19 protein-coding genes and 1 pseudogene are annotated in these 19,007 nt (G+C 69.0%); 10 read left to right on the top strand and 10 right to left on the bottom strand.

Going from position 1 to position 19,007, the window contains the following annotated elements:
- The first annotated feature begins 274 nt into the window (after positions 1–274).
- The 5 genes from urtA (at position 275) to urtE (ending at position 5,102) form a co-directional block, all read left to right on the top strand.
- Positions 275–1,498 (top strand): urea ABC transporter substrate-binding protein, encoded by a 1,224-nt coding sequence (urtA, locus tag OG266_RS43795; protein ID WP_266470490.1) that lies wholly within the window; start codon positions 275–277, stop codon positions 1,496–1,498.
- A 63-nt stretch (positions 1,499–1,561) separates the two neighbouring features.
- Complete coding sequence (urtB, locus tag OG266_RS43790; protein WP_326725335.1) at positions 1,562–2,458, top strand: urea ABC transporter permease subunit UrtB; 897 nt, start codon at positions 1,562–1,564, stop codon at positions 2,456–2,458.
- Complete coding sequence (gene urtC / locus OG266_RS43785; RefSeq protein WP_371552427.1) at positions 2,455–3,588, top strand: urea ABC transporter permease subunit UrtC; 1,134 nt, start codon at positions 2,455–2,457, stop codon at positions 3,586–3,588. The genes urtB and urtC overlap by 4 nt, the downstream gene beginning before the upstream one ends.
- A complete protein-coding gene (gene urtD / locus OG266_RS43780) occupies positions 3,585–4,400 on the top strand; it encodes an urea ABC transporter ATP-binding protein UrtD (protein ID WP_371552425.1) in 816 nt (271 codons plus the stop codon). Before urtC ends, urtD begins: the two co-directional genes overlap by 4 nt.
- Before the next feature lie 9 nt (positions 4,401–4,409).
- Positions 4,410–5,102: an urea ABC transporter ATP-binding subunit UrtE gene (urtE, locus tag OG266_RS43775; RefSeq protein ID WP_266471030.1), complete on the top strand. Its 693-nt coding sequence runs from the start codon at positions 4,410–4,412 to the stop codon at positions 5,100–5,102.
- Between the two features lie 40 nt (positions 5,103–5,142).
- Here urtE and OG266_RS43770 read toward each other — a convergent pair whose 3' ends face one another.
- Together OG266_RS43770 and OG266_RS43765 are read right to left on the bottom strand one after the other, a co-directional pair.
- A complete protein-coding gene (locus OG266_RS43770) occupies positions 5,143–6,339 on the bottom strand; it encodes an RNA polymerase sigma factor (RefSeq protein WP_371552424.1) in 1,197 nt (398 codons plus the stop codon).
- Positions 6,339–6,692, bottom strand: a complete 354-nt coding sequence (locus tag OG266_RS43765; protein ID WP_266470476.1) for a YciI family protein — start codon at positions 6,690–6,692, stop codon at positions 6,339–6,341. The genes OG266_RS43770 and OG266_RS43765 overlap by 1 nt, the downstream gene beginning before the upstream one ends.
- A gap of 98 nt (positions 6,693–6,790) precedes the next feature.
- On the opposite strand from OG266_RS43765, the gene OG266_RS43760 reads away from it, so the two are divergent.
- Positions 6,791–7,852, top strand: coding sequence for an acyl-CoA dehydrogenase family protein (locus OG266_RS43760; protein WP_371552421.1), 1,062 nt, complete (start codon positions 6,791–6,793; stop codon positions 7,850–7,852).
- On the opposite strand, the gene OG266_RS43755 is transcribed toward OG266_RS43760, so the two are convergent.
- From OG266_RS43755 to OG266_RS43735, 5 genes and pseudogenes are all read right to left on the bottom strand, one after another.
- Positions 7,845–8,987 (bottom strand): LLM class flavin-dependent oxidoreductase, encoded by a 1,143-nt coding sequence (locus OG266_RS43755; RefSeq protein ID WP_371552419.1) that lies wholly within the window; start codon positions 8,985–8,987, stop codon positions 7,845–7,847. The genes OG266_RS43760 and OG266_RS43755 overlap by 8 nt on opposite strands.
- Positions 8,988–9,000: 13 nt before the next feature.
- Positions 9,001–10,185 carry an SfnB family sulfur acquisition oxidoreductase gene (locus OG266_RS43750; RefSeq protein ID WP_371552417.1) on the bottom strand — a complete coding sequence of 395 codons (1,185 nt, stop codon included), beginning with the start codon at positions 10,183–10,185 and terminating at the stop codon, positions 9,001–9,003.
- A 4-nt stretch (positions 10,186–10,189) separates the two neighbouring features.
- On the bottom strand, positions 10,190–10,744 hold the full coding sequence (ssuE, locus tag OG266_RS43745) for an NADPH-dependent FMN reductase (protein ID WP_266470464.1): 555 nt from the start codon (positions 10,742–10,744) through the stop codon (positions 10,190–10,192).
- A 134-nt stretch (positions 10,745–10,878) separates the two neighbouring features.
- Positions 10,879–11,028 (bottom strand): annotated as a pseudogene (locus OG266_RS43740) (dimethyl sulfone monooxygenase SfnG); the annotation flags it as partial.
- A gap of 177 nt (positions 11,029–11,205) precedes the next feature.
- On the bottom strand, positions 11,206–11,283 hold the full coding sequence (locus tag OG266_RS43735; protein WP_356242872.1) for a putative leader peptide: 78 nt from the start codon (positions 11,281–11,283) through the stop codon (positions 11,206–11,208).
- Between the two features lie 143 nt (positions 11,284–11,426).
- Here OG266_RS43735 and OG266_RS43730 point away from each other — a divergent pair, with 143 nt between their 5' ends.
- A complete protein-coding gene (locus tag OG266_RS43730) occupies positions 11,427–12,362 on the top strand; it encodes a LysR family transcriptional regulator (protein ID WP_371552414.1) in 936 nt (311 codons plus the stop codon).
- Here OG266_RS43730 and OG266_RS43725 read toward each other — a convergent pair.
- On the bottom strand, positions 12,337–12,798 hold the full coding sequence (locus OG266_RS43725; RefSeq protein WP_371552412.1) for a hydrolase: 462 nt from the start codon (positions 12,796–12,798) through the stop codon (positions 12,337–12,339). The two genes, OG266_RS43730 and OG266_RS43725, sit on opposite strands and share 26 nt — an antisense overlap.
- Positions 12,799–13,061: 263 nt before the next feature.
- Between OG266_RS43725 and OG266_RS43720 the strand changes: the two genes are divergently transcribed.
- A complete protein-coding gene (locus OG266_RS43720) occupies positions 13,062–15,317 on the top strand; it encodes a carbohydrate-binding protein (protein ID WP_371552410.1) in 2,256 nt (751 codons plus the stop codon).
- Positions 15,318–15,439: 122 nt separating this feature from the next.
- Entirely contained in the window at positions 15,440–15,880 is a 441-nt protein-coding gene (locus OG266_RS43715) for an SPW repeat protein (protein ID WP_266470457.1), read from the top strand.
- A gap of 104 nt (positions 15,881–15,984) precedes the next feature.
- Here the strand turns inward: OG266_RS43715 and OG266_RS43710 are convergent, their stop codons facing one another.
- A complete protein-coding gene (locus OG266_RS43710; RefSeq protein ID WP_371552408.1) occupies positions 15,985–16,752 on the bottom strand; it encodes an ArsR/SmtB family transcription factor in 768 nt (255 codons plus the stop codon).
- A gap of 137 nt (positions 16,753–16,889) precedes the next feature.
- Between OG266_RS43710 and OG266_RS43705 the strand changes: the two genes are divergently transcribed.
- Complete coding sequence (locus OG266_RS43705; protein WP_371552407.1) at positions 16,890–17,429, top strand: hypothetical protein; 540 nt, start codon at positions 16,890–16,892, stop codon at positions 17,427–17,429.
- 43 nt (positions 17,430–17,472) lie between these two features.
- On the opposite strand, the gene OG266_RS43700 is transcribed toward OG266_RS43705, so the two are convergent.
- On the bottom strand, positions 17,473–18,912 hold the full coding sequence (locus OG266_RS43700) for a hydrolase (RefSeq protein ID WP_371552405.1): 1,440 nt from the start codon (positions 18,910–18,912) through the stop codon (positions 17,473–17,475).
- Between the last annotated feature and the right edge of the window lie 95 nt (positions 18,913–19,007).

The raw sequence follows: 19,007 nt of genomic DNA, 5'->3' as shown, positions 1-19,007 counted from the left end.
GGAAGTAACTAGAATGCCTCGGGCGAATTGTGAATTCGGATCACGAATTCAGCCCCGGGCATTTTTTGTTGCCCCGGGATTTCCCCGCGACCGCCTCATGAGAGCGGGAAGATACCGCCGGGAAAGTATCGCGAAACACCTTGGAAACAGGGTCACTTGAGGCTGTGGACCGCACTTCAGGAGGTCGTCTCCTCCACAGCCCGAGGGGGTTCTTTTGTCCAGCGGTTCCAGCGGTTCCGGCAGTTTCAGCGGTTCCAATATTCTCCGACGCCGGGTGGTGGCCGGCGCCGCCGCACTCGCGGCCGTCGTCGCGCTCTCCGCGTGCGGCGCGAAGACCGACGCGGGCGGTACGTCCGACAAGGCCGCCCAGGCCGACGTGAGCGGTGACACCGTCAAGGTCGGACTGCTCAACTCGCTGTCCGGCACGATGGCGATCAGCGAGGTGACCGTACGCGACTCGCTGAAGCTGGCGATCGACGAGATCAACGCCTCGGGCGGAGTCCTCGGCAAGCAGATCAAGCCGATCAGCGAGGACGGCGCCTCCGACTGGCCGACGTTCGCCGAGAAGGCGCAGAAGCTGATCTCGGAGGACCGGGTCGCGGCCACCTTCGGCTGCTGGACCTCCGCGAGCCGCAAGGCCGTCAAGCCGGTCTTCGAGAAGAACAAGTCGCTGCTGTTCTACCCCGTGCAGTACGAGGGACTTGAGGAGTCCCCGTACATCTTCTACACGGGCGCGACCACCAACCAGCAGATCATCCCGGCGCTCGACTACCTCAAGAGCCAGGGCAAGAAGAAGATCTACCTGGTCGGCAGCGACTACGTCTTCCCGCGCACCGCCAACAAGGAGATCAAGGCGTACGCGAAGGCCAACGGCATGACGGTGCTCGGCGAGGACTACGCGCCGCTGGGCTCCACGGAGTTCAGCACGATCGCCAACAAGGTGAAGGCGTCGAAGGCGGACGCGGTCTTCAACACCCTCAACGGCGACTCGAACGTGGCCTTCTTCAAGGAGTACAAGTCCGCGGGCCTGACCGCCAAGGGCATGCCGGTGGTCTCGGTGTCGATCGCCGAGGAAGAGGTCAAGTCGATCGGAGCGCAGTACCTGGCGGGCCAGTTGACGGCCTGGAACTACTACCAGACCACTCCGGGCGCCGCGAACACCAAGTTCGTGAAGGCGTACAAGGACAAGTACGGCCAGGACAAGCCGACCAGTGACCCGATGGAGGCCGCGTACACCTCGGTCTATCTGTGGAAGGCCATGGTCGAGAAGGCCAAGTCGTTCGACCCCGAGAAGGTCAAGGCGGCCTCGGACGGCATCACCTTCGACGCACCCGAGGGCAAGGTCACGGTCGACGGCGCAAGCCAGCACATCTACAAGACCGCCCGTATCGGCAAGATCGGTGACGACGGGCTGATCGAGCAGGTCTGGGACTCCGGCAAGCCGATCAAGCCGGACCCCTACCTCAAGGGTTACGACTGGGCCGCCGGCCTCTCCTGATCACCCGCGCGCGGGGGCCCTTCGCGAAGAGGCCCCCGCGTCCCGCCTCCCCGGAGTCGCCGCATGACCGTGATCCTCGGGCAGATGTTCACCGGCATCAGCATCGGTGCCGTTCTGCTGCTCATCGCGCTCGGCCTCTCGCTCACCTTCGGCCAGATGAATGTCATCAACATGGCCCACGGCGAGTTCATCATGGCCGGCGCCTACACCACCTACGTCCTCCAGAAGTCCATTTCCAGCGCAGGAATTTCGCTCCTCGTCGCGCTGCCCGTCGCCTTTCTCGTGTCGGGGGCACTCGGCGCCCTCCTTGAATGGCTGCTGATTCGCCGCCTTTACCTCCGGCCACTCGACACACTTCTCGTCACATGGGGCGTCTCACTGATGCTCCAGCAACTCGCCCGCGATATCTTCGGCGCACCCAATGTGCAGACCCGCGCGCCCGATGTCCTTACCGGGAACATCACCGTCATCGGTGGCGACGACCCGCTCACCTTCGCCAACAGCCGCCTGTTCATTCTGGGGCTGGCGCTGGCGGCGGTCGTCGCGCTGGCGCTGACGCTGCGGCTCACCCCGCTCGGCCGCCGGATCCGTGCCGTCGTGCAGAACCGGGACCTGGCCGAGGTGTCCGGCATCTCCACCGGCCGCGTCGACCGCACCGCGTTCTTCATCGGATCCGGGCTCGCCGGAGTGGCCGGTGTGGCGCTGACACTGGTCGGTCCGATCGGTCCCACGATGGGCACCAACGTGATCATCGACGCCTTCCTGGTGATCGTGGTCGGCGGCATCGGACAGCTCAAGGGCACCGTGATCGTCGCCTTCGTGCTGGGCGTGCTGCAGTCCGTCCTGGAGTACTCCACCACCGTCAGCGTCGCGAAGGTGCTGGTCCTCGTGGCCATCGTCGCGTTCCTCCAGTGGCGGCCCCAGGGGCTGTACACGCTGCGTACGAGGAGTCTCGTATGACCACCACCCCACCCGCCGGCATCAAGGGGCGGTTCGCGGCCCTGCGCCCCGCGGCCGGCTTCGCCGTGGGCGCCGTCGTGCTCTTCGCCGTGGCCCCGCTCGCGCTGTCCGACTTCCGGCTCGGGCTGCTCGCCAAGTACCTGTGCACCGCGATCGTCGCCGTCGGCATCTGCCTGGCATGGGGTCGCGGCGGACTGCTGACGCTCGGGCAGGGCGTCTTCTTCGGGCTCGGCGGCTATGCCATGGCGATGCACCTGAAGATCGCGGACGCGGGGCCCGGCAACCTCCCCGACTTCATGCAGTTGTACGGAACGGCCACCGAACTCCCCTGGTGGTGGCAGCCGTTCGCCAATCCGCTCTTCGCGCTCGCGGCGACCGTGCTGCTGCCGATGGCCGTCGCGACGATCCTCGGTTCGTTCATCTTCCGGCGCCGGGTGAAGGGCGCGTACTTCGCGATCCTCAGCCAGGCCCTCGCCGCCGCCTTCGCCATCTGGCTGATCGGCCAGCAGGCCACCACCGGCGGCACCAACGGACTCACCGACATCCAGGGCTTCTTCGGCTACGACCTCGACGACCCGGTCAACCAGCGGATGGTGTACTTCATCATCGCCGCGGTCCTGCTCCTCCTGATCGCGCTGGCCCGCCAGCTCATCCACAGCCGGTACGGCGAACTCCTCGTCGCCGTACGGGACTCCGAGGAGCGGGTCCGCTTCCTCGGGTACAACCCGGCGAACGTGAAGCTCGTCGCGTACGTCGTGGCGGCGGGCATGGCCGGACTCGCGGGCGCCCTGTTCGTGCCCGCGGTCGGCATCATCTCCCCGGCGCTGATCGGGATCGTGCCGTCCATCGAGCTGGTCATCGGCGCCGCGGTGGGCGGCAGGGCGAGTCTGGTGGGCGCGGTACTCGGCGCGGTCGGTGTCGCCTGGGCCAAGACGGCGCTTTCGGAGGAGTTCCCCGCGGCCTGGACCTACTTCCAGGGGCTGCTGTTCATCGTGGCCCTGGCGTTCCTGCCGGGCGGACTCGCGTCGCTGGTGGGGATCGTACGGCGGCGGCGCAGGTCTTCCCGGCCGGCCGATGAGCAGGGGATCGACGAGAAGGCGCCCGTCCTTCCTGTGGGAGAAGCGGTATGAGTGAGCTCTCAGGTCTTGAGATACGGCAACTGCGCGTGTCCTTCGACGGTTTCACCGCTGTCGACGGAGTGGACCTCGACGTGCGCCCGGGCGATCTGCGCTTCCTCATCGGGCCGAACGGCGCGGGCAAGACGACGCTGGTCGACGCCGTCACCGGGCTGGTGAAGGCGGAGGGATCGGTGCGCTTCGGCGGCGAGGACATCCTCGGACGCAGCGTGCACAGGATCGCCCGCTCGGGGATCGGCCGGACCTTCCAAACTGCCACTGTCTTCGATGAGTTGACGGTGCTTCAGAACCTGGACATCGCGGCGGGCGCGGGCCGGGGCGTGCTGACGATGCTGCGCCGCCGAAAGGGCGTACCTGAGCCCGTCGCCCGCGCACTGGAGACGGTGGGCCTCACCGAACTCGCCGACAGCCCGGCGGGAACCCTGGCCCACGGTCAGAAGCAGTGGCTGGAGATAGGGATGCTGCTCGTCCAGGACGTACGGCTGCTGCTGCTCGACGAACCGGTGGCGGGCATGAGCCACGACGAACGGCAGGCCACCGGCGAGCTGTTGGAGCTGATCAGCCAGGAGCGGACCGTCGTCGTCATCGAGCACGACATGGACTTCATGCGCTCCTTCGCCCGCAGCGTCAGCGTGCTGCACGCGGGCAAGGTACTGAGCGAGGGGACGGTGGCCGAGGTGCAGGCGGATCCGAAGGTGCAGGAGGTGTATCTCGGGCACGCGGCCGAGGCGCCGGCCACCGAGTCCCCGGCCGGTGAGGCCCCGATGGGCGAGGCTGCCGCGGGCGTCGCCGTACAGGAGGCGTGAGCGGACATGATGCTGGAGATCGACAACGTACGCGTCGGCTACCACCGCAGTTCCGTCCTGCACGGGGTCTCCGTCGAAGTCCCGCACAACGGCGTGGCTGCCGTCCTTGGACACAACGGCGCCGGAAAGAGCACCCTCCTGCGAACCGCCGTGGGACTGCTCACCCCGCAGAGCGGCACCGTCCGTCTCGACGGCGAGGACATCACCCGTCGCAAGCCCCATGAGCGGGTGGCCCGAGGCATGGCCTACGTTCCGCAGGGGCAGCAGGCCTTCCCGCACCTCACGACCGCGGAGAACCTCCAGTTGGTCGCCGACGGACGTTCGCGCGGCAAGGAGGCGATCGCCGAGGCACTGGACCTCTTCCCGGCGCTCCGGGCCCTCTCGGGCCGGCGAGCCGGGCTGCTCTCGGGCGGCCAGCGGCAGCAACTCGCCATCGCCCGCGCCCTGGTGACGGACCCTCGGCTCCTCCTCCTGGACGAGCCCACCGAGGGCATCCAGCCCTCCGTGGTGACCGAGATCGAGGAGACGATCCTCGCGCTCGCGGCACGCGGCGGGCTGTCCGTCCTCCTGGTCGAGCAGCACGTCGGCTTCGCGATGCGGGCGGCGCAGCGGTACTACGTCCTGGAGGCCGGGCGGGTCACGTCCTCGGGCGAGGGGGGACAGGAGGCGGAGCGGTCGGTGCGGGAGGCACTCAGCGTGTGAGTTTCGCGGGCTCGGGCCCGTGCGGGCGGCGCTTACGGCATCAGGTTCGTACGAGCGCCGCCCGGCTGCGTTCGAGGTACGTGCGCTCCGCCGCGTTCTCGGTGAGCGCGATGGCCGCGTCGTACGCCCGCACGGCCTCGGTGTGACGGCCGAGTCGGCGCAGCAGGTCCGCTCGTACGGCGTGGAAGGCGTGGTAACCGTCCAGGTCGAGTGCGTCGACGAGGGCCAGCGCCGGCTTCGGCCCGTCGACCTCGGCCACGGCCACGGCCCGGTTGAGGGCGACCACCGGACTCGGGGTGAGCGCGGCCAGCTGGTCGTACAGCTGGAGGATCTGGCCCCAGTCGGTGGCGGCCGGGGTCGGGGCATCGCTGTGCACGGCGTTGATCGCGGCCTGGATCTGGTACGGGCCCGGCCGGTTGCGCCGCAGGCAGGCGCGTACGAGGGACTGTCCCTCGGCGATCAGGGCCCGGTCCCACTGGGAGCGGTCCTGGTCGGAGAGGAGGACCAGCTCGCCGTCGGGTGTCGTACGAGCGGGCCGCCGGGCCTCGATGAGGAGCATCAGCGCGAGCAGGCCGAGGGCCTCGGGCTCGTCCGGCATCAGTTCGGCCAGGAGACGGCCGAGGCGGAGGGCCTCGGCGCAGAGGTCCGCCCGGCCGCCGTACCCCTCGTTGAAGATGAGGTAGACGACCGCCAGCACTCCCCGCACCCGGTCCGGGAGGTCGGCGTCGCGCGGGATGCGGTACGGGATGCGGGCGTCGCGGATCTTGGCCTTGGCCCTGACGAGGCGCTGGGCCATGGTGGGCTCGGGTACGAGGAAGGCGCGCGCGATCTGTGGGGTCGTGAGACCGCCGAGCAGTCGCAGGGTGAGGGCCACCTGCGCCTGGGTGGCGAGCGCCGGGTGGCAGCAGGTGAAGATCAGGCGGAGCCGGTCGTCGCGCACGGGGCCCTCCTCGGCCGGTTCGTCCTGCGCGTACAGGTGGGCCGCCTCGGCGTGCCGGGCCTCGCGCGAGGACTCGCGGCGCAGCCGGTCGATGGCCCGGTTGCGGGCGGTGGTGATGATCCACCCGGCCGGGCTCGGGGGCACGCCCGACTCCGGCCATGTCCGCAGGGCCGTGGCGAACGCGTCCTGAACCGCTTCCTCGGCGAGGTCGATGCCGCCGAGGAAGCGGACGAGGACGGCGACCGCGCGGCCGTACTCCGCGCGGAAGACCGCCTCGATGTCGGCGTTCGGGGTCATCAGTCCTCGGCTTCGCCCATGAAGGGCCGCACCTCGATGGGGAGCGTGGTCGCGATCGTCGCCTTGCGGCCCCATTCGAGCGCCGCGTCCAGGTCGGGTGCCTTGATCAGGCAGATCCCGCCCAGGTGCTCCTTGCTCTCGGTGTACGGGCCGTCGGTGATCAGCACGTCGCCGTCCTGGGCCCGCAGCACGGTGGCCGTCTCCGGGCCGTGCAGTCCCCCGGCGAACACCCAGGCGCCCGCCTCGCGCAGCTCCGCGTGGAGGACGTCGAGGTTGTGCATGATCTCCTTCAGGACCTCGGGCGCGGGAGGCTCGCCCACCGGCTGCATCACGCTCAACAGATAGTGCTTCATGAGATGTCCTCCTCGGTCGTGTACCGCTTCTCACTCCCTACACGAACGGGAGACGGCCGGATCGACACCGGACACCACGACACCGGGAGATTTTTTCGATGACCACCGCACCGCACCCTCTCGTCACCGAGGCGCGCCGGCTCGCGGCCGAGGTGCTGGCACCCCAGGCGGAGCGCGTGGACCAGGAGGGCGTGCCCGCGAGCAGCATCCAGGCGATCAAGGGGTCGGGGCTGCTCGGAGTGAGCGCGCCAGTGGCGTACGGCGGGTCGGCTGCGCCCGCCGCGGTGGCCCGGGAGACCGCGGAGGTCCTGGCCGGGGCGTGCTGCTCGACGTGGTTCGTGCAGACCCAGCACCATACGCCGGTACAGACTCTCACCAAGGCTCAACTCCCCATCAGGGAGCGGCTGTTGGCACCCTTGGCGCAGGGTGAGCTGCTGTCCGGGGTGGCCTACGCGCAGTTGCGTGCCCATCCGCGCGTCCCGGTCCGGGTCACGCGCGAGCGGGCAGGCTGGCGCTTCGACGGGACGGTGCCCTGGTACACGGGCTGGGGACTCAACGACGTGATGCTGCTGGCCGGAGTCACGGAGGCGGACGAGGCGCTGTTCGCGTTCACCGAGGCGCGGGAGCAGCCCGGTCTGCGTCCCTCGCCCCCGATGCGGCTCGCCGCGCTCACCGCGTCCCGGACGGTCTCTCTGGAGCTCGACGGCCTGTGGCTGCCCGAGGACGCGGTGGCCCTGCGTACCCCGTACGAGACCTGGGCAGCCACCGACCGCCCGAAGAACACCAACGCCTCACCGGCCGTCTTCGGCATCACCGCGTCCGCGCTCGACCTGCTGGACGCGGCTGACGGCGACCCCACCGCGAAGGAGACCGCGGATGCGCTACGCACCCGCCTGGACGAGGTCAGGCGGCAGGCGTACGAGCTGGCCGACCACCCGGTGCCGACCGAGCGCATCGACGAGCGACTGGCGGTCAAGACGCGGGCGTACGACGTCATGCGCGCGGCCACGACCGCGGCGGTCGTGGCCGGTGGCGGGCGGTCGATCGGCCTGGACAGCCCGGCACAGCGGCTGGCACGCGAGGGGATGTTCCTGCTGGTGCAGGGGCAAACGGCCGAGGTACGGACGGCGCACCTCGGCTCACTCGGGCGAATCACCTAGTGAAGGGCACCTGCGCCGACGGAGCGGCCGGCTTCGCGAAGGGGTGCTGCCACAGACCCTGTGCGGCTAGACGTGGCAGGACGCCCTCGCCGAACCAGTACGCCTCCTCCAGGTGCGGGTAGCCGGAGAGCACGAACTCGTCGATGCCGAGGGCGTGGTACTCCTTGATCCGCTCGGCGACCTCGTCGTGGCTGCCGACCAGGGCGGTGCCCGCGCCGCCGCGGACCAGCCCGATACCGGCCCAGAGGTTGGGGTGGATCTCCAGGCCGTCGCGGCTGCCGCCGTGCAGGGCGAGCATGCGCTGCTGGCCCTCGGACTCGCTCCGCGCGAGCCCTGCCTGTACGGACTTCACGGTCTCCGGGTCGAAGCCGTCGAGGAGCTTGTGCGCCTCGGCCCAGGCCTGCTCGGAGGTGTCGCGGGTGATGACGTGCAGCCGGATCCCGAACCGGACGCTCCGGCCCTCCTTCTCGGCGAGCCCGCGGACCCAGGCGATCTTCTCGGCGACCTGCGCGGGCGGCTCGCCCCAGGTGAGGTAGACGTCCACGTGGCGGGCGGCGATCTCACCGGCGATGGGTGAGGAACCGCCGAAGTAGATCTCGGGGACCGGGTCGGGCACGCGGGCGAGCTTGGCGTCCTCGACCTGGAGGTGTTCACCGGAGAGGTCGACGGTCTTGCCGTCCCACAACTCCCGGACGATTTGGAGGAATTCGCCGGTACGGCGGTATCGGGCGTCCTTGTCGAGGAAGTCGCCGTAGGCACGCTGCTCGTGGCTCTCGCCGCCGGTGACCACATTGAGAAGCAGCCGTCCGCCGGTCTGGCGCTGGAAGGTGGACGCCATCTGCGCGGCGAGCGTGGGCGAGACGAAGCCGGGCCGGAAGGCGACCAGGAACTTGAGCCGTTCGGTGTTCTGGCTGACCATCGCGGTGGTCAGCCAGGCGTCCTCGCACCAGGCACCGGTGGGCGTGAGCGCGCCGACGAAACCCAGGTCCTCGGCGGCGCGGGCGATCTGGCTCAGATAGGCGACCGTCGGCGGCCGGTCCCGTCCCGAGACGGTCGCCGGGGTGCCGTGGCCACCGCCGACGACGTGGCGGCTGTCGCCGTTGGTGGGCAGGAACCAGTGGAAGGTGAGGGACACGTGGGTCTCCGTTTCAGAGCAGGCCGTGCCGGGGCGGCTTCGTGCCGTTGAGTACGTAGCGGCCGATGTGCTGGATCTTCCAGCGGGCCGGGTCGTGCAGGGTGTGGGTCCGGGCGTCGCGCCAATGCCGGTGCAGATTGAGGGAGTTGAGGGCCGAGCGGGTGCCGGACACCTCGAAGAGCGCGCCTGCCACTTCCACGGCGGTGGCGGCGGTGTGCACCTTCGCTGCGGCCACCGCGATCGACGCCTCGGCGGCCGAATCCTCGGTGAGGTCTTCGCGGGCCGCGTCGACGGCACGGGCCGCCGCGCCGAGCAGCGCCTCCGACGCCCTCACCTGGATGGCGAGTTCACCGAGGCGCTGGATGAGCAGCGGGTCCTCGGCCGCGGTGTCGACGCCACTCTCGAACCAGGGCCGGCTCATGGTGCGGACGAACTCGACGGCCTCGGCGAGTGCGCCCGCGGCGATCCCGGCGTCGATGGCGGCATGCAGCAACTGTGCTACGGCGCCGTGGAGTTGCGGCCCCTGGAAGGTGAGGTGGTGCGGGACGACCCGGTCGGCGGGGACGGACACGGCGTCGAGACGGACGGTGCCGCTGGCCGTCGTACGCTGCCCCATGCCGTCCCAGTCGTCGACGACCGTGACTCCGCTCGCGTCCCGTGGGACGTACGCGACATGCAGGTTGTCGTCCTCGGCCCGGGCGAGGACGGGGATCCAGTCGGCGAAGAGCGCGCCGGTGGAGTAGTGCTTGACGCCGGTGAGCACGTACGAGCCGTCCGGCCGGGGTTCCAGTCGGGTGCGGATGTCCTGGCCGTGCTTGGTGCCGGCCTCTGACTGGGCGTTGCCGAAGCGGCGACCGGCCAGCACCTCGCCGAAGAAGAACTCCCGCTGTCGCCAGGTGCCCTGACGGCGTATCACGTTCACGTAGACGAAGTGGTTCTGCGGGATCTGGGCGATGCTGGCGTCGGCCGAGGCCAGCAGCCGGAAGATCTCCGCGAGGGTCTCCTGGCGTACGTCCGCGCCGCCGTGCTCGGCGGGCACGGTGACGGCGAGCAGTCCGGAGGCCGAGAGCCGCTCCAACTCCGCGCGAGGGAGCCTGCGTTCGGCGTCCCGCGCCGGGGCACCGGAGCGGAACTCGTCGGCAAGCGCGGCGGCGACGGCCAGGGCCTCGACGTCGTCGCCGATCACTTTCGCGGTCACGGTGTCAGACCGCCGCGGCCAGCAGGGGTGAGCGGCCGAGCGCGGCCGAGAACTGGTCGACCACCTGCGCCAGGGCCTCGGCGGTGCCCGGCGCGACGGTGATGCTGCCGTCCTCCCCCGTGGTGATGTCCTTGTCGAGGGTGAACCAGCCCTGGACTATGTGCGCCGCGCCCATGGAGTTGAGTACCGGGCGGAGCGCGTAGTCGAGGGCGAGGACATGCGCGGTGCTGCCTCCGGTGACCAGCGGCAGCACGGTCTTCCCGGTGAGCGCGTACTGCGGGAGCAGGTCGAGCAGCGCTTTGAGGACGCCCGAGTAGGCGGCCTTGTAGACGGGCGTGCCGATGACCACGCCGTCGGCGCGGGCGAAGAGTTCGGTCGCCTCGACGATGGCGGGGTGCTTGAAGTCTGCGCCGAGCAGGGCCTCGGCCGGGATGGTGCGGACGTCGAGCGGGATCACCTCGTGCCCCTGGGCGGCCAGCCGGGTGTCCAGGTGGCGCAGGAGTTTGGCGGTGCGGGAGGAGACGGAGGGGCTGCCGGAGACGGACAGGACGGTGGCCATGGGCCCTCTTTCTGCGCAGCGGGAGAAGGTGGTGGTCAGGCGTGGACAGCCACGGACTCGGCGTCGGACCGGGGCAGTTGGGCCTCCAGTTCGCGCACGAGGGGCAGCACCCGGCGGCCGAAGCACTCGACCTCCTCGTGGTTGTACTCATAACCCCAGTCGGTGCGTTGCTCGATTCTGCTGGTCACCAGGCCACCGCTGACGTCGGGCACCCAGTAGGCGAATCGGACGGGTTCGGTCGCGTTGTCTGTGGGGGTGTCAGGTGCGGATTCTGTTTCGGGCACGGAGAACTCCCGCTGTTCGATACGAAGGCATGACGAATTGCAGGCCCGGCTTTTCCATGGGAATGCGGGCGGTGAAAGGGGTACGGCGGGTGCCGGAAAGCACAGAGCGGCGCCGTGCGGGAGATTTCACCGGTGGGCGGGCTGGTCCGTGCGAAGGGGACCCTACCGTCGGGATCGTCAGGCTTCGCGACAACAGAAGGAGCTGGAGACACGCGCGAGGTCGACATGGCGTCGCCGCGTGAGGTCCAGTCGCATCTTCATGCCGTCGATCGTCGCAGCCCCCCGTCCGGACCGTCAAGGAACAGCCGATCGGTCTCGCATCCCGGACCGGCGAATTTCACGAAGGTGTGACAGGGAAACCCTTGAACACGGCAGTCGGGCGACCGCATTCTGCTGCGGTGCGAATAGAGCAGCTGGAATACATCGCGGCGGTCACCCGGCTCGGCTCGTTGCGCCGGGCCGCCGAGGAACTCCACCTCTCGCAGCCCGCGCTCAGCGAGACCGTACGGAATCTGGAGCGCGAACTCGGCGTCGACCTGCTGGAGCGCAAGCGGACCGGCGCGAAGATGAGCGCCGAGGGGCGGGATCTGCTGCCGCACATCATCAACGTGCTGGACGCGGTGGACCGGCTGCGGGGCGCGGCCGGTGAGCAGCACCGCATCAGCCGCATGGTCCGCGTCGGCACGGTGAACGCGGCGACCGTGCCGTTGCTCATCCCCACGGTCCGCGAGTTCCGCGCGACGCATCCGCTGACGCAGGTGGAGGTGGTCGGCGCCCAGCAGTCGGACATCCACCGGGCGCTGTCGGAGGGCGGCTTCGACCTCGGTCTGGTGAATCATCTCGACGGCGACGACCTGCCCGCCGACTTCGAGACCACCGAACTGCTGCGCGGACGCCCGGTGTTGTGCGTACGCCCGGACAGCCCCCTCGCCTCGCTGGACACGGTCTCGGCGTCCGACCTCCTCGACGAGCGCGAGCCACTGATCGCCATGCGCACCGGATACGTCATGCACCGCTACGTCCACCGGCTCCTGGAGGGCCACGCCCCGTCCTTCTCGTACTCGACCGACGGCGCCGAGATGGGCAAGCTGATGGTCGCCGAAGGCCTTGGCGCTACGGTCCTGCCCGACTTCAGCGTGATCGGCGACCCGTTGGAGCGGCGCGGCGCGATCACCTATCGCCCGCTCGACGACGATTCCACGCAGGTGGTGCTGATGCTGCAGCGCCGCAGGGCGGACTCCGTACCCCGCGCGGCCGACGACCTTCACGAGGCGTTCCTGCGAAGAGCTCGCGAGCTGGGCGGGCGGCTCACACTCGCCGCAGGACCCGCTTGAAGCCGATGAGCGTGCGATACCGGTCGCGGGTGGCGAAATCCGCCATGCCCCACACGACGGGACGGCCGGCCTCTGCACTGAGGTGCAGCACCCGGCCCTCCCCCACGACCACGCCGACGTGCGCGCCCCAGGCGTCGTCGGTGGCGTTGAAGAGCACCAGGTCCAACGGCCGGGCGTGCGCGACCCGTTCGGTGAGTTCGGTGTCGTCCCACAGGTCGCTCGACCGCCAGGCGGGGACGTCGATGGCCCAGTGCCGGAGCACTTCATAGGCGAAGAGCTGACAGTTGGCGCCCTCGGCGAGGCCCGGCTTCTCAGCGACAGCCCGGGAGCCGGGAAAGCGCCTGCCGACGTACGGCGTTCCCCATACCCACTCGGGCAAGCGCGCCAGCAACTCGTCCGCACTCGGCTCCCGCAACTCCGCCTCCGCCTGTCGCAACTCCGTTGCACCGGTGCCCGCTTTACCAAGACGACTTTTTTCAAGCCTTGACTTAACACCAAGGATATTGCTTGGATCTGCCGCATCGGTGGGGCGGGAGGGAGTTGCCGTGGTGGCTGTCGTCACGTCAGGACGCATACGTACACCCCTCTGTCGGCCGGCGTGCCAGGTCATCGGGACGTATCCGACATCGCACCGCTCCCTCTTGAGCCGCCCGTTCAGCGCAGCGCCAACCCCCTCATCCCCCGAGCCCAGGAGCAGCTGTGAGACGTACTCTCACCGCGATCGCGGCCATCGCTGTCACGACACTGTCCACATTGGCCGGCACGGGTCCGGCCGCGCATGCGGAACGGGCCGCCGACGGGACGGCCAAGAACGGCCAGGTCGTGACCGGCACCTACTCGACCGGCGGTGCGCAGGCATGGCAGCCGCTGCCGAGTGTCCGGACGGGCACTGATTCCGGCGGCTCCGTCGATGCCACGGTGGTCGTCGACCCCAGTGCGGCCCGGCAGGAATACACGGGTATCGGCTTCTCCCTGGACGAGACCAGCGTGTCCAACCTGTGGAAGCTCACCCCCGCCAAGCGCGAGGAGGCCATCCGGCTCCTTGTCGACCCCAGGACCGGCGCGGGCCTGGACCGGTTCCGGTTGACCATCGGCAGCCCCGATCTCATCGAGCACCTCCCGTTCTGGTCGGAGGACGACCTGCCCGCCGGTGTCACCGAGGACTTCGGTCTGAAGTACTTCTCCATCCAGCGGGACATCGACCTGCACATCATCGACACGATCAAGCTCATCCAGCGCTACAACCCCAAGGCCACCTTCTTCGCATCGGCGTGGAGCGCACCGGCGTGGATGAAGACGAACAACCAGTTCACCGGCGAGGTCGCGCTCAAGCCCGGGAGCACCACGGACTACTACCAGGCCGGCAAGTTGCGCGACGACTGCATCGACGTGTTCGCGCGGTACTACGTCAAGTTCGTCCAGGCGTACGCCAAGAAGGGCATCCGCGTCGACGCGCTGACCCTGCTGAACGAGCCGGGCATGGACGTCGTCTACCCGGCCATGGACATCAGTGTCGAGCAGCAGCAGAAGCTGACCCTGGCGATCAAGCGGGAGTTCAAGAAGGCGCGGCTGAGCACCGAGTTGTACGTGCACGACTTCAACTTCTGGGACTGGCGTGATCCGGGCAGCACGGCGACCAAGAACTACTACCGCATCTTCGAGGACGCCCCGGACGGCTCAGTGACGGGCGAGCAGGTCCGCAACGCGACGGACGCCATCGCCTTCCACCCCTATTGGGGCGACCCGAGCGTCATGCGCGACGCCTATGAGGAGACGGGAAAGCCGGTCCACCTCACGGAGACGAGCGATCTGTCGCCCTCGACCGTCCTCAACGACTTCCGCCTCGACGCCGGTTCCTACATCCTGTGGGCCCAGGCCACGGACCAGGACGGCGGGACACTGCACTGGACGCCCTCCCGCGACAACGACATCGACTGGGACGAGGTCGCGGCCACCACCAAGTGGCCGGACCGGCTGGTGAAGGTGAACACGCTCACGAAGGACTTCACCGTTCGCGACGAGCTGTACACGATCGGGCAGTTCTCCAAATATCTCTCCCCCGGTGACGTGCGCCTCGAGTCCAGCGCCGCGGAACACGGTGTCAGCAACGTGGTCTACCGCTCTGGGAACGGGACCTTCACCGCGGTCCTCGGCAACAGCGCCGGCACCGACAGCGAGGTCCGGGTCGTCGTCGCCGGCCAGACGTTCGTGGTGACCGTTCCGGCGGGCTCCTTCGCCACCTACCGGTGGAAGGGCAAGGTGGCGACGGGTTCCCGCAACCACGCCCCGGTCTTCGAGCAGGCCGCCGATGTCGTCGCCGACCAATACAGCACCGTGAGCCTGCAGTTGAAGGCCACCGACCGGGACCGGGACCGGCTGGCCTACTACGCCACCGAACTGCCGGGCGGCGTCACCCTCGACCCTGCGACCGGCCTGGTCACGATCCGTCCGACCGCCGCCGGCGAGCAGGACCTGACCTTCTACGCCACCGACGGCAGGGCGCACGACCAGGTGACCGTCCATCTCACCGTGCAGCCGCACGCGACTCCTGTGGGCGAGAGGATCGAGGCCGAGGGCTACACCACCCAGCAGGGTTGGCCCGCGGACGGCAGCAACTTCATCGAGAGCAACGCCGCCGCCAGTGGCGGCAAGAACGTGGGCTGGACAGCCGCCGGCAACTGGCTCACGTACCGCGTCGATGTGCCGCAGGCAGGCTCCTACGATCTTGAGCTGCGTGTTGCCAACGGCACGGACACCACCGCGACGAACGCCGTGTCGCTCCGCGACGACAACGGCACCACGCTGGCAACGGCCTCGGTGCCGGCCACGGGTGGCTGGGGGACCTACCAGTCGGTGCACGTACCGGTCGACCTCCGGGCCGGAGAACAGACGGTCACCGTCTACTGCGAAACCGGTGGCTTCAACCTCGACTACCTACTCGTCTCCGGCACCTGACGCACCTCCCGCTACACATAAAGAAGAAATAAGCGCACAATGAGACGTACGTGGCACCTGCCGCATACCGCACCAGAGGCGGCGGGGCCGCAGAGATCGAAAGAGCTCGAAGGAGACGAGTCATGGCCAACGTCTCGCACCCCAGAGGTGACATAAGCAGCCACCCCGACGTAAACGAAATGCGGGACCGGTATGCCCGCATGGTCGGCGGCCGCGACGTGGCGCTCGTGGACGGGCCGGTGTTCCTGCTCGGTCTGTACTGCGCCGTGTCCCCGTGGATACTCCACTACACGACAAGCCAGCCCGCGCTCGTGACGCACAACCTGATCATGGGTATCGCGATAGCCCTGCTGGCCCTCGGATTCACCATCACGCCGGAGAGGATGTACGGCCTGAGCTGGGCCATCTGCGCGATGGGTACGTGGATGATCATCTCGCCGTGGATTGTCGGCACCAGCCCGGACACCGGAGTCGTACTCAACAGCATCATCATCGGCGCACTGGCCGTGGTGCTGGGGGCGATGTGCGCGGTCACGGCGACGAAGAGCACACCTCGGGCGTAGCCGGAGGCAAGCGGCAGTAAGTAGGTAACGGAAGGAAGCCGACGTGAGGCCGGCCCGCGCTGAGCGGGCCGGCCTTCTCATGCCGCACGGCTCCCCCTCCCCCGTCAGCCGTTCGGCACGAGCCACGGCTCCTGCGGCAGCGGGCTGCCGGTCTCGAGCAGGGACTTCAGGTTGGACAGCACCGCGGGCCAACCGGAGCTCACGTCGTTCAGGGCGCCCTCGTCGGTCAGGTCCTCGTGGGTCACGGTCAACCGGACGATGTCGGCGTGCGGCTGGATGTCGTAGGTGACCCGGGAGTACTTGTCCTCCTGGCCCTCGTCCTCGGGCGCGGCCCAGGTGGCCACGAGGCGGGTCGGACGGTCGCTCTCCACGACGGTGCCCACCACGTCGGCGATGCCGGAGCCGTCGGTGCGCCGGTGTTCCCAGCGGGAGCCGGGCTGCCAGTCGGAGACGTTGCTGTGCCCCCAGTACGTGGCGGTCAGCTCCGCGTCGGTGAGCGCGTCCCAGACCTTCTCAGGCGTGCTCCGGATGTAGGTGACGTACACGAAGGTCGGCTTGTCGGTCATGGCTTCCTCGGCTCGTCGCTTGATCGCGCTGAGCGCGCGCAGCCGCGGGCGCTCGAACTTGTCGATCCACCGCTCCTGGATCTCGTGGAGCGGCACCGGATTGAGGTAGTGCAGCTTCTCCCGCCCCCGCCGCACCGTGCTCACCAGGTTGGCGGCCTCCAGGACCGCCAGATGCTGCGTCACCGACTGCCGTCTCATGTCGATGTGCTCGCAGAGGTCGCCCAGCGTCTGGCCGTTGTGCTCATGCAGCCGGTCAAGGAGCTGCCTGCGCGTCTCGTCGGCCAGCGCCTTGAAGACCTGGTCCATCCCTGGGTCGCTTTCTGATCGCACACTCAAAGTTATGCAGGCAATTACCTGCATGTCAAGCGGCGCCCACGGGAGAGGCGTACGCGACCGGACGCATATCGATCGCCCGGCCCGCCCCGGGCTGGCACGCTTCTTGCATGGACCAACCGGAGGTACTGCTCATCGGCGGGCGCGCGGGCGTCGGCAAGTCCACGGTGGGCTGGGAGGTCTCAGCACGGCTGAGGGACGCGGAGGTCGCCCACGCCGTGATCGAGGGCGACTTCATGGGGTACGTGCATCCGGCGCCGGACGGCGACCCGCACCGCGCCGGGATCACCGAGCGGAATCTCCGGGCGGTGTGGGGGAACTTCGCCGAACTCGGTTACCGGCGTCTCGTCTACACCAACACCGTGAGCGTGCTGGAAGAGTCGGCGAGCCTGTTCGAGCGGGCGATGGGAAGCGACGTACGGATCTTCCGCGTGCTGCTGACCGCCACCGACGACACCACGGCCCGGCGGCTCAAGGGGCGGGAGCTCGGTTCCGAGCTGGAGCGCGAGATGGCGAACAGTGCCTACAAGGCGCGGCTGCTGGACGAGCGGGTGCCCGCGGACACCGTGCGGGTGGCGACCGACGACCGCACGGTGATGGACATCGCGCATCAGGTCGTGGCCGCCACCGGGTGGCTTCGCACCGGGTGAAGCGGGCGGGCCCTGATTCGGGGCCCGCCCATCACGCCTTCGGTCAGCTCACGTTCAGGGCTGTGTCGTCGATGACGAACGACGTCTGGAGCGTGGAGCCTTCGATACCGGTGAACTTGACGGTGACCGTCTGCCCGGCGTAACCGGCGAGATCGAAAGTGCGCTGGGTGTACCCCGTCGCGGCGTTCAGGTTCGAGTACGTGGCCAGGGTCGCCAGGACCGTGCCGCTGCTGTTGAGAACCTGGGCCTTGAGGGTGTCGTACGCCGTGCTGGTGGTCGTCTCGGCCGTGTCCACATGGAGATAGAAGCTCAGGGTGGCCGCGCAGCCGGAGGGGATGGTCACCGACTGGGAGAGCGTGTCGGTGTGGGCCGCGCCGTAGCCGTTCAGCCAGGCCTTGTAGGAGCCGGTGCGGGCGGCCTGGCCGGTGTCGGTGGTGATCACTCCGCTGGTGGCCGTCCAGGACGAACTGCCGGACTCGAAACCGGGGTTGGCGAGCAGCTGCGCGGCGGTGCAGGTGCCGCCACCGCCTCCGCCGCTGTCGCTGGTTCCCGCCAGCCACTCGGTGGCGTTCAGGGCGAGGGCGGCGTTCGTGCCGGCGGTGTCGTTCCAGCCGTCGTACAGGGTGTTGCCCGACTGGCCGGTGCCGTCGTCGATGGGCGAGCTGTCGCCCCAGAACGCGACCCGGCCGCTGCCGAAGGTGCTGGTGGCGAAGAAGGCTCCGGTGTTGCCGGAGTAACCGCTGCGGTAGAGCAGGCCCTTGACCGCGGAGTTGGCGGTGGGGCTCAGCGTGGCCGTCGTGCCGCTGCGGATGATGCTGCCGGTGACCTTGCCGAAGGAGCCGTTCAGGACCGGGTCGGTCGTGCTGGAGATGGCCCTCGGGTTCTCGGTGCCGACGTTGAGCGTGTCGACGGTGAAGCCGAACGGGTTGGTGCTGTCGACGCTGTTGTTGGACATCAGGTCGTTGATGACCTCGACCGCGTCCTCGCCGTCGTTGTTGCGGTCGGCTCCGGTGTGGTCGGAGACGAGGAAGAGGCCGCCGCCGTTCTGCACGAACTTCATGACCGCGGTCTTCTCGGCGGTGCTCAGCAGGACGTTCGGCTCGGGCAGGACGAACGTGTCGAAGTTCTGCAGGTCCGTCGCGGCCGTGGTGCCGTACGTGATGGTGCCGCCCGAAGGGAGCGTCTTCAGCGAGTAGTTGCCGGTCTTCTGCAGGGCGACGCCCCACGCGGAGATCGCTCCCGTCCAGTCGGTCTCGGCCGACGGCGTGGAGTCCTGGCCCAGCGGGTCCGGCTGGCTGGTGCCGATGATCCAGTCGGCGTTGCCTGCGGTCTCGGCCTTGGAGTTGTCGAACAGGATGCGGTGCGGGGTCGCCGCGGCGGCCGGGGTGGCGGTGGCCGCCTGGACGGCGGCGCCGGTGAGGAGCAGCCCGAACGCGGCCAGCGCCGTGGTGAGTCTGTGGCGGGATCTTCTGAATCCGAGCATCCGGCAAACCTCCGTGAGGGGTGGAAGAGGCGGTGCGGGCGCCAAGTCTGCGCGCGTAGAACGGGAGTTGGCCGTCTTCCGGGCGACAGATTCTT

The sequence above is a fragment of the Streptomyces sp. NBC_00554 genome, assembly GCF_041431135.1.
In the GTDB taxonomy this organism is placed as follows: Bacteria; Actinomycetota; Actinomycetes; order Streptomycetales; family Streptomycetaceae; genus Streptomyces.
The sequence above is the reverse complement of the archived record's forward strand: the minus strand, read 5'-3'. Positions and strand labels throughout refer to the sequence as shown.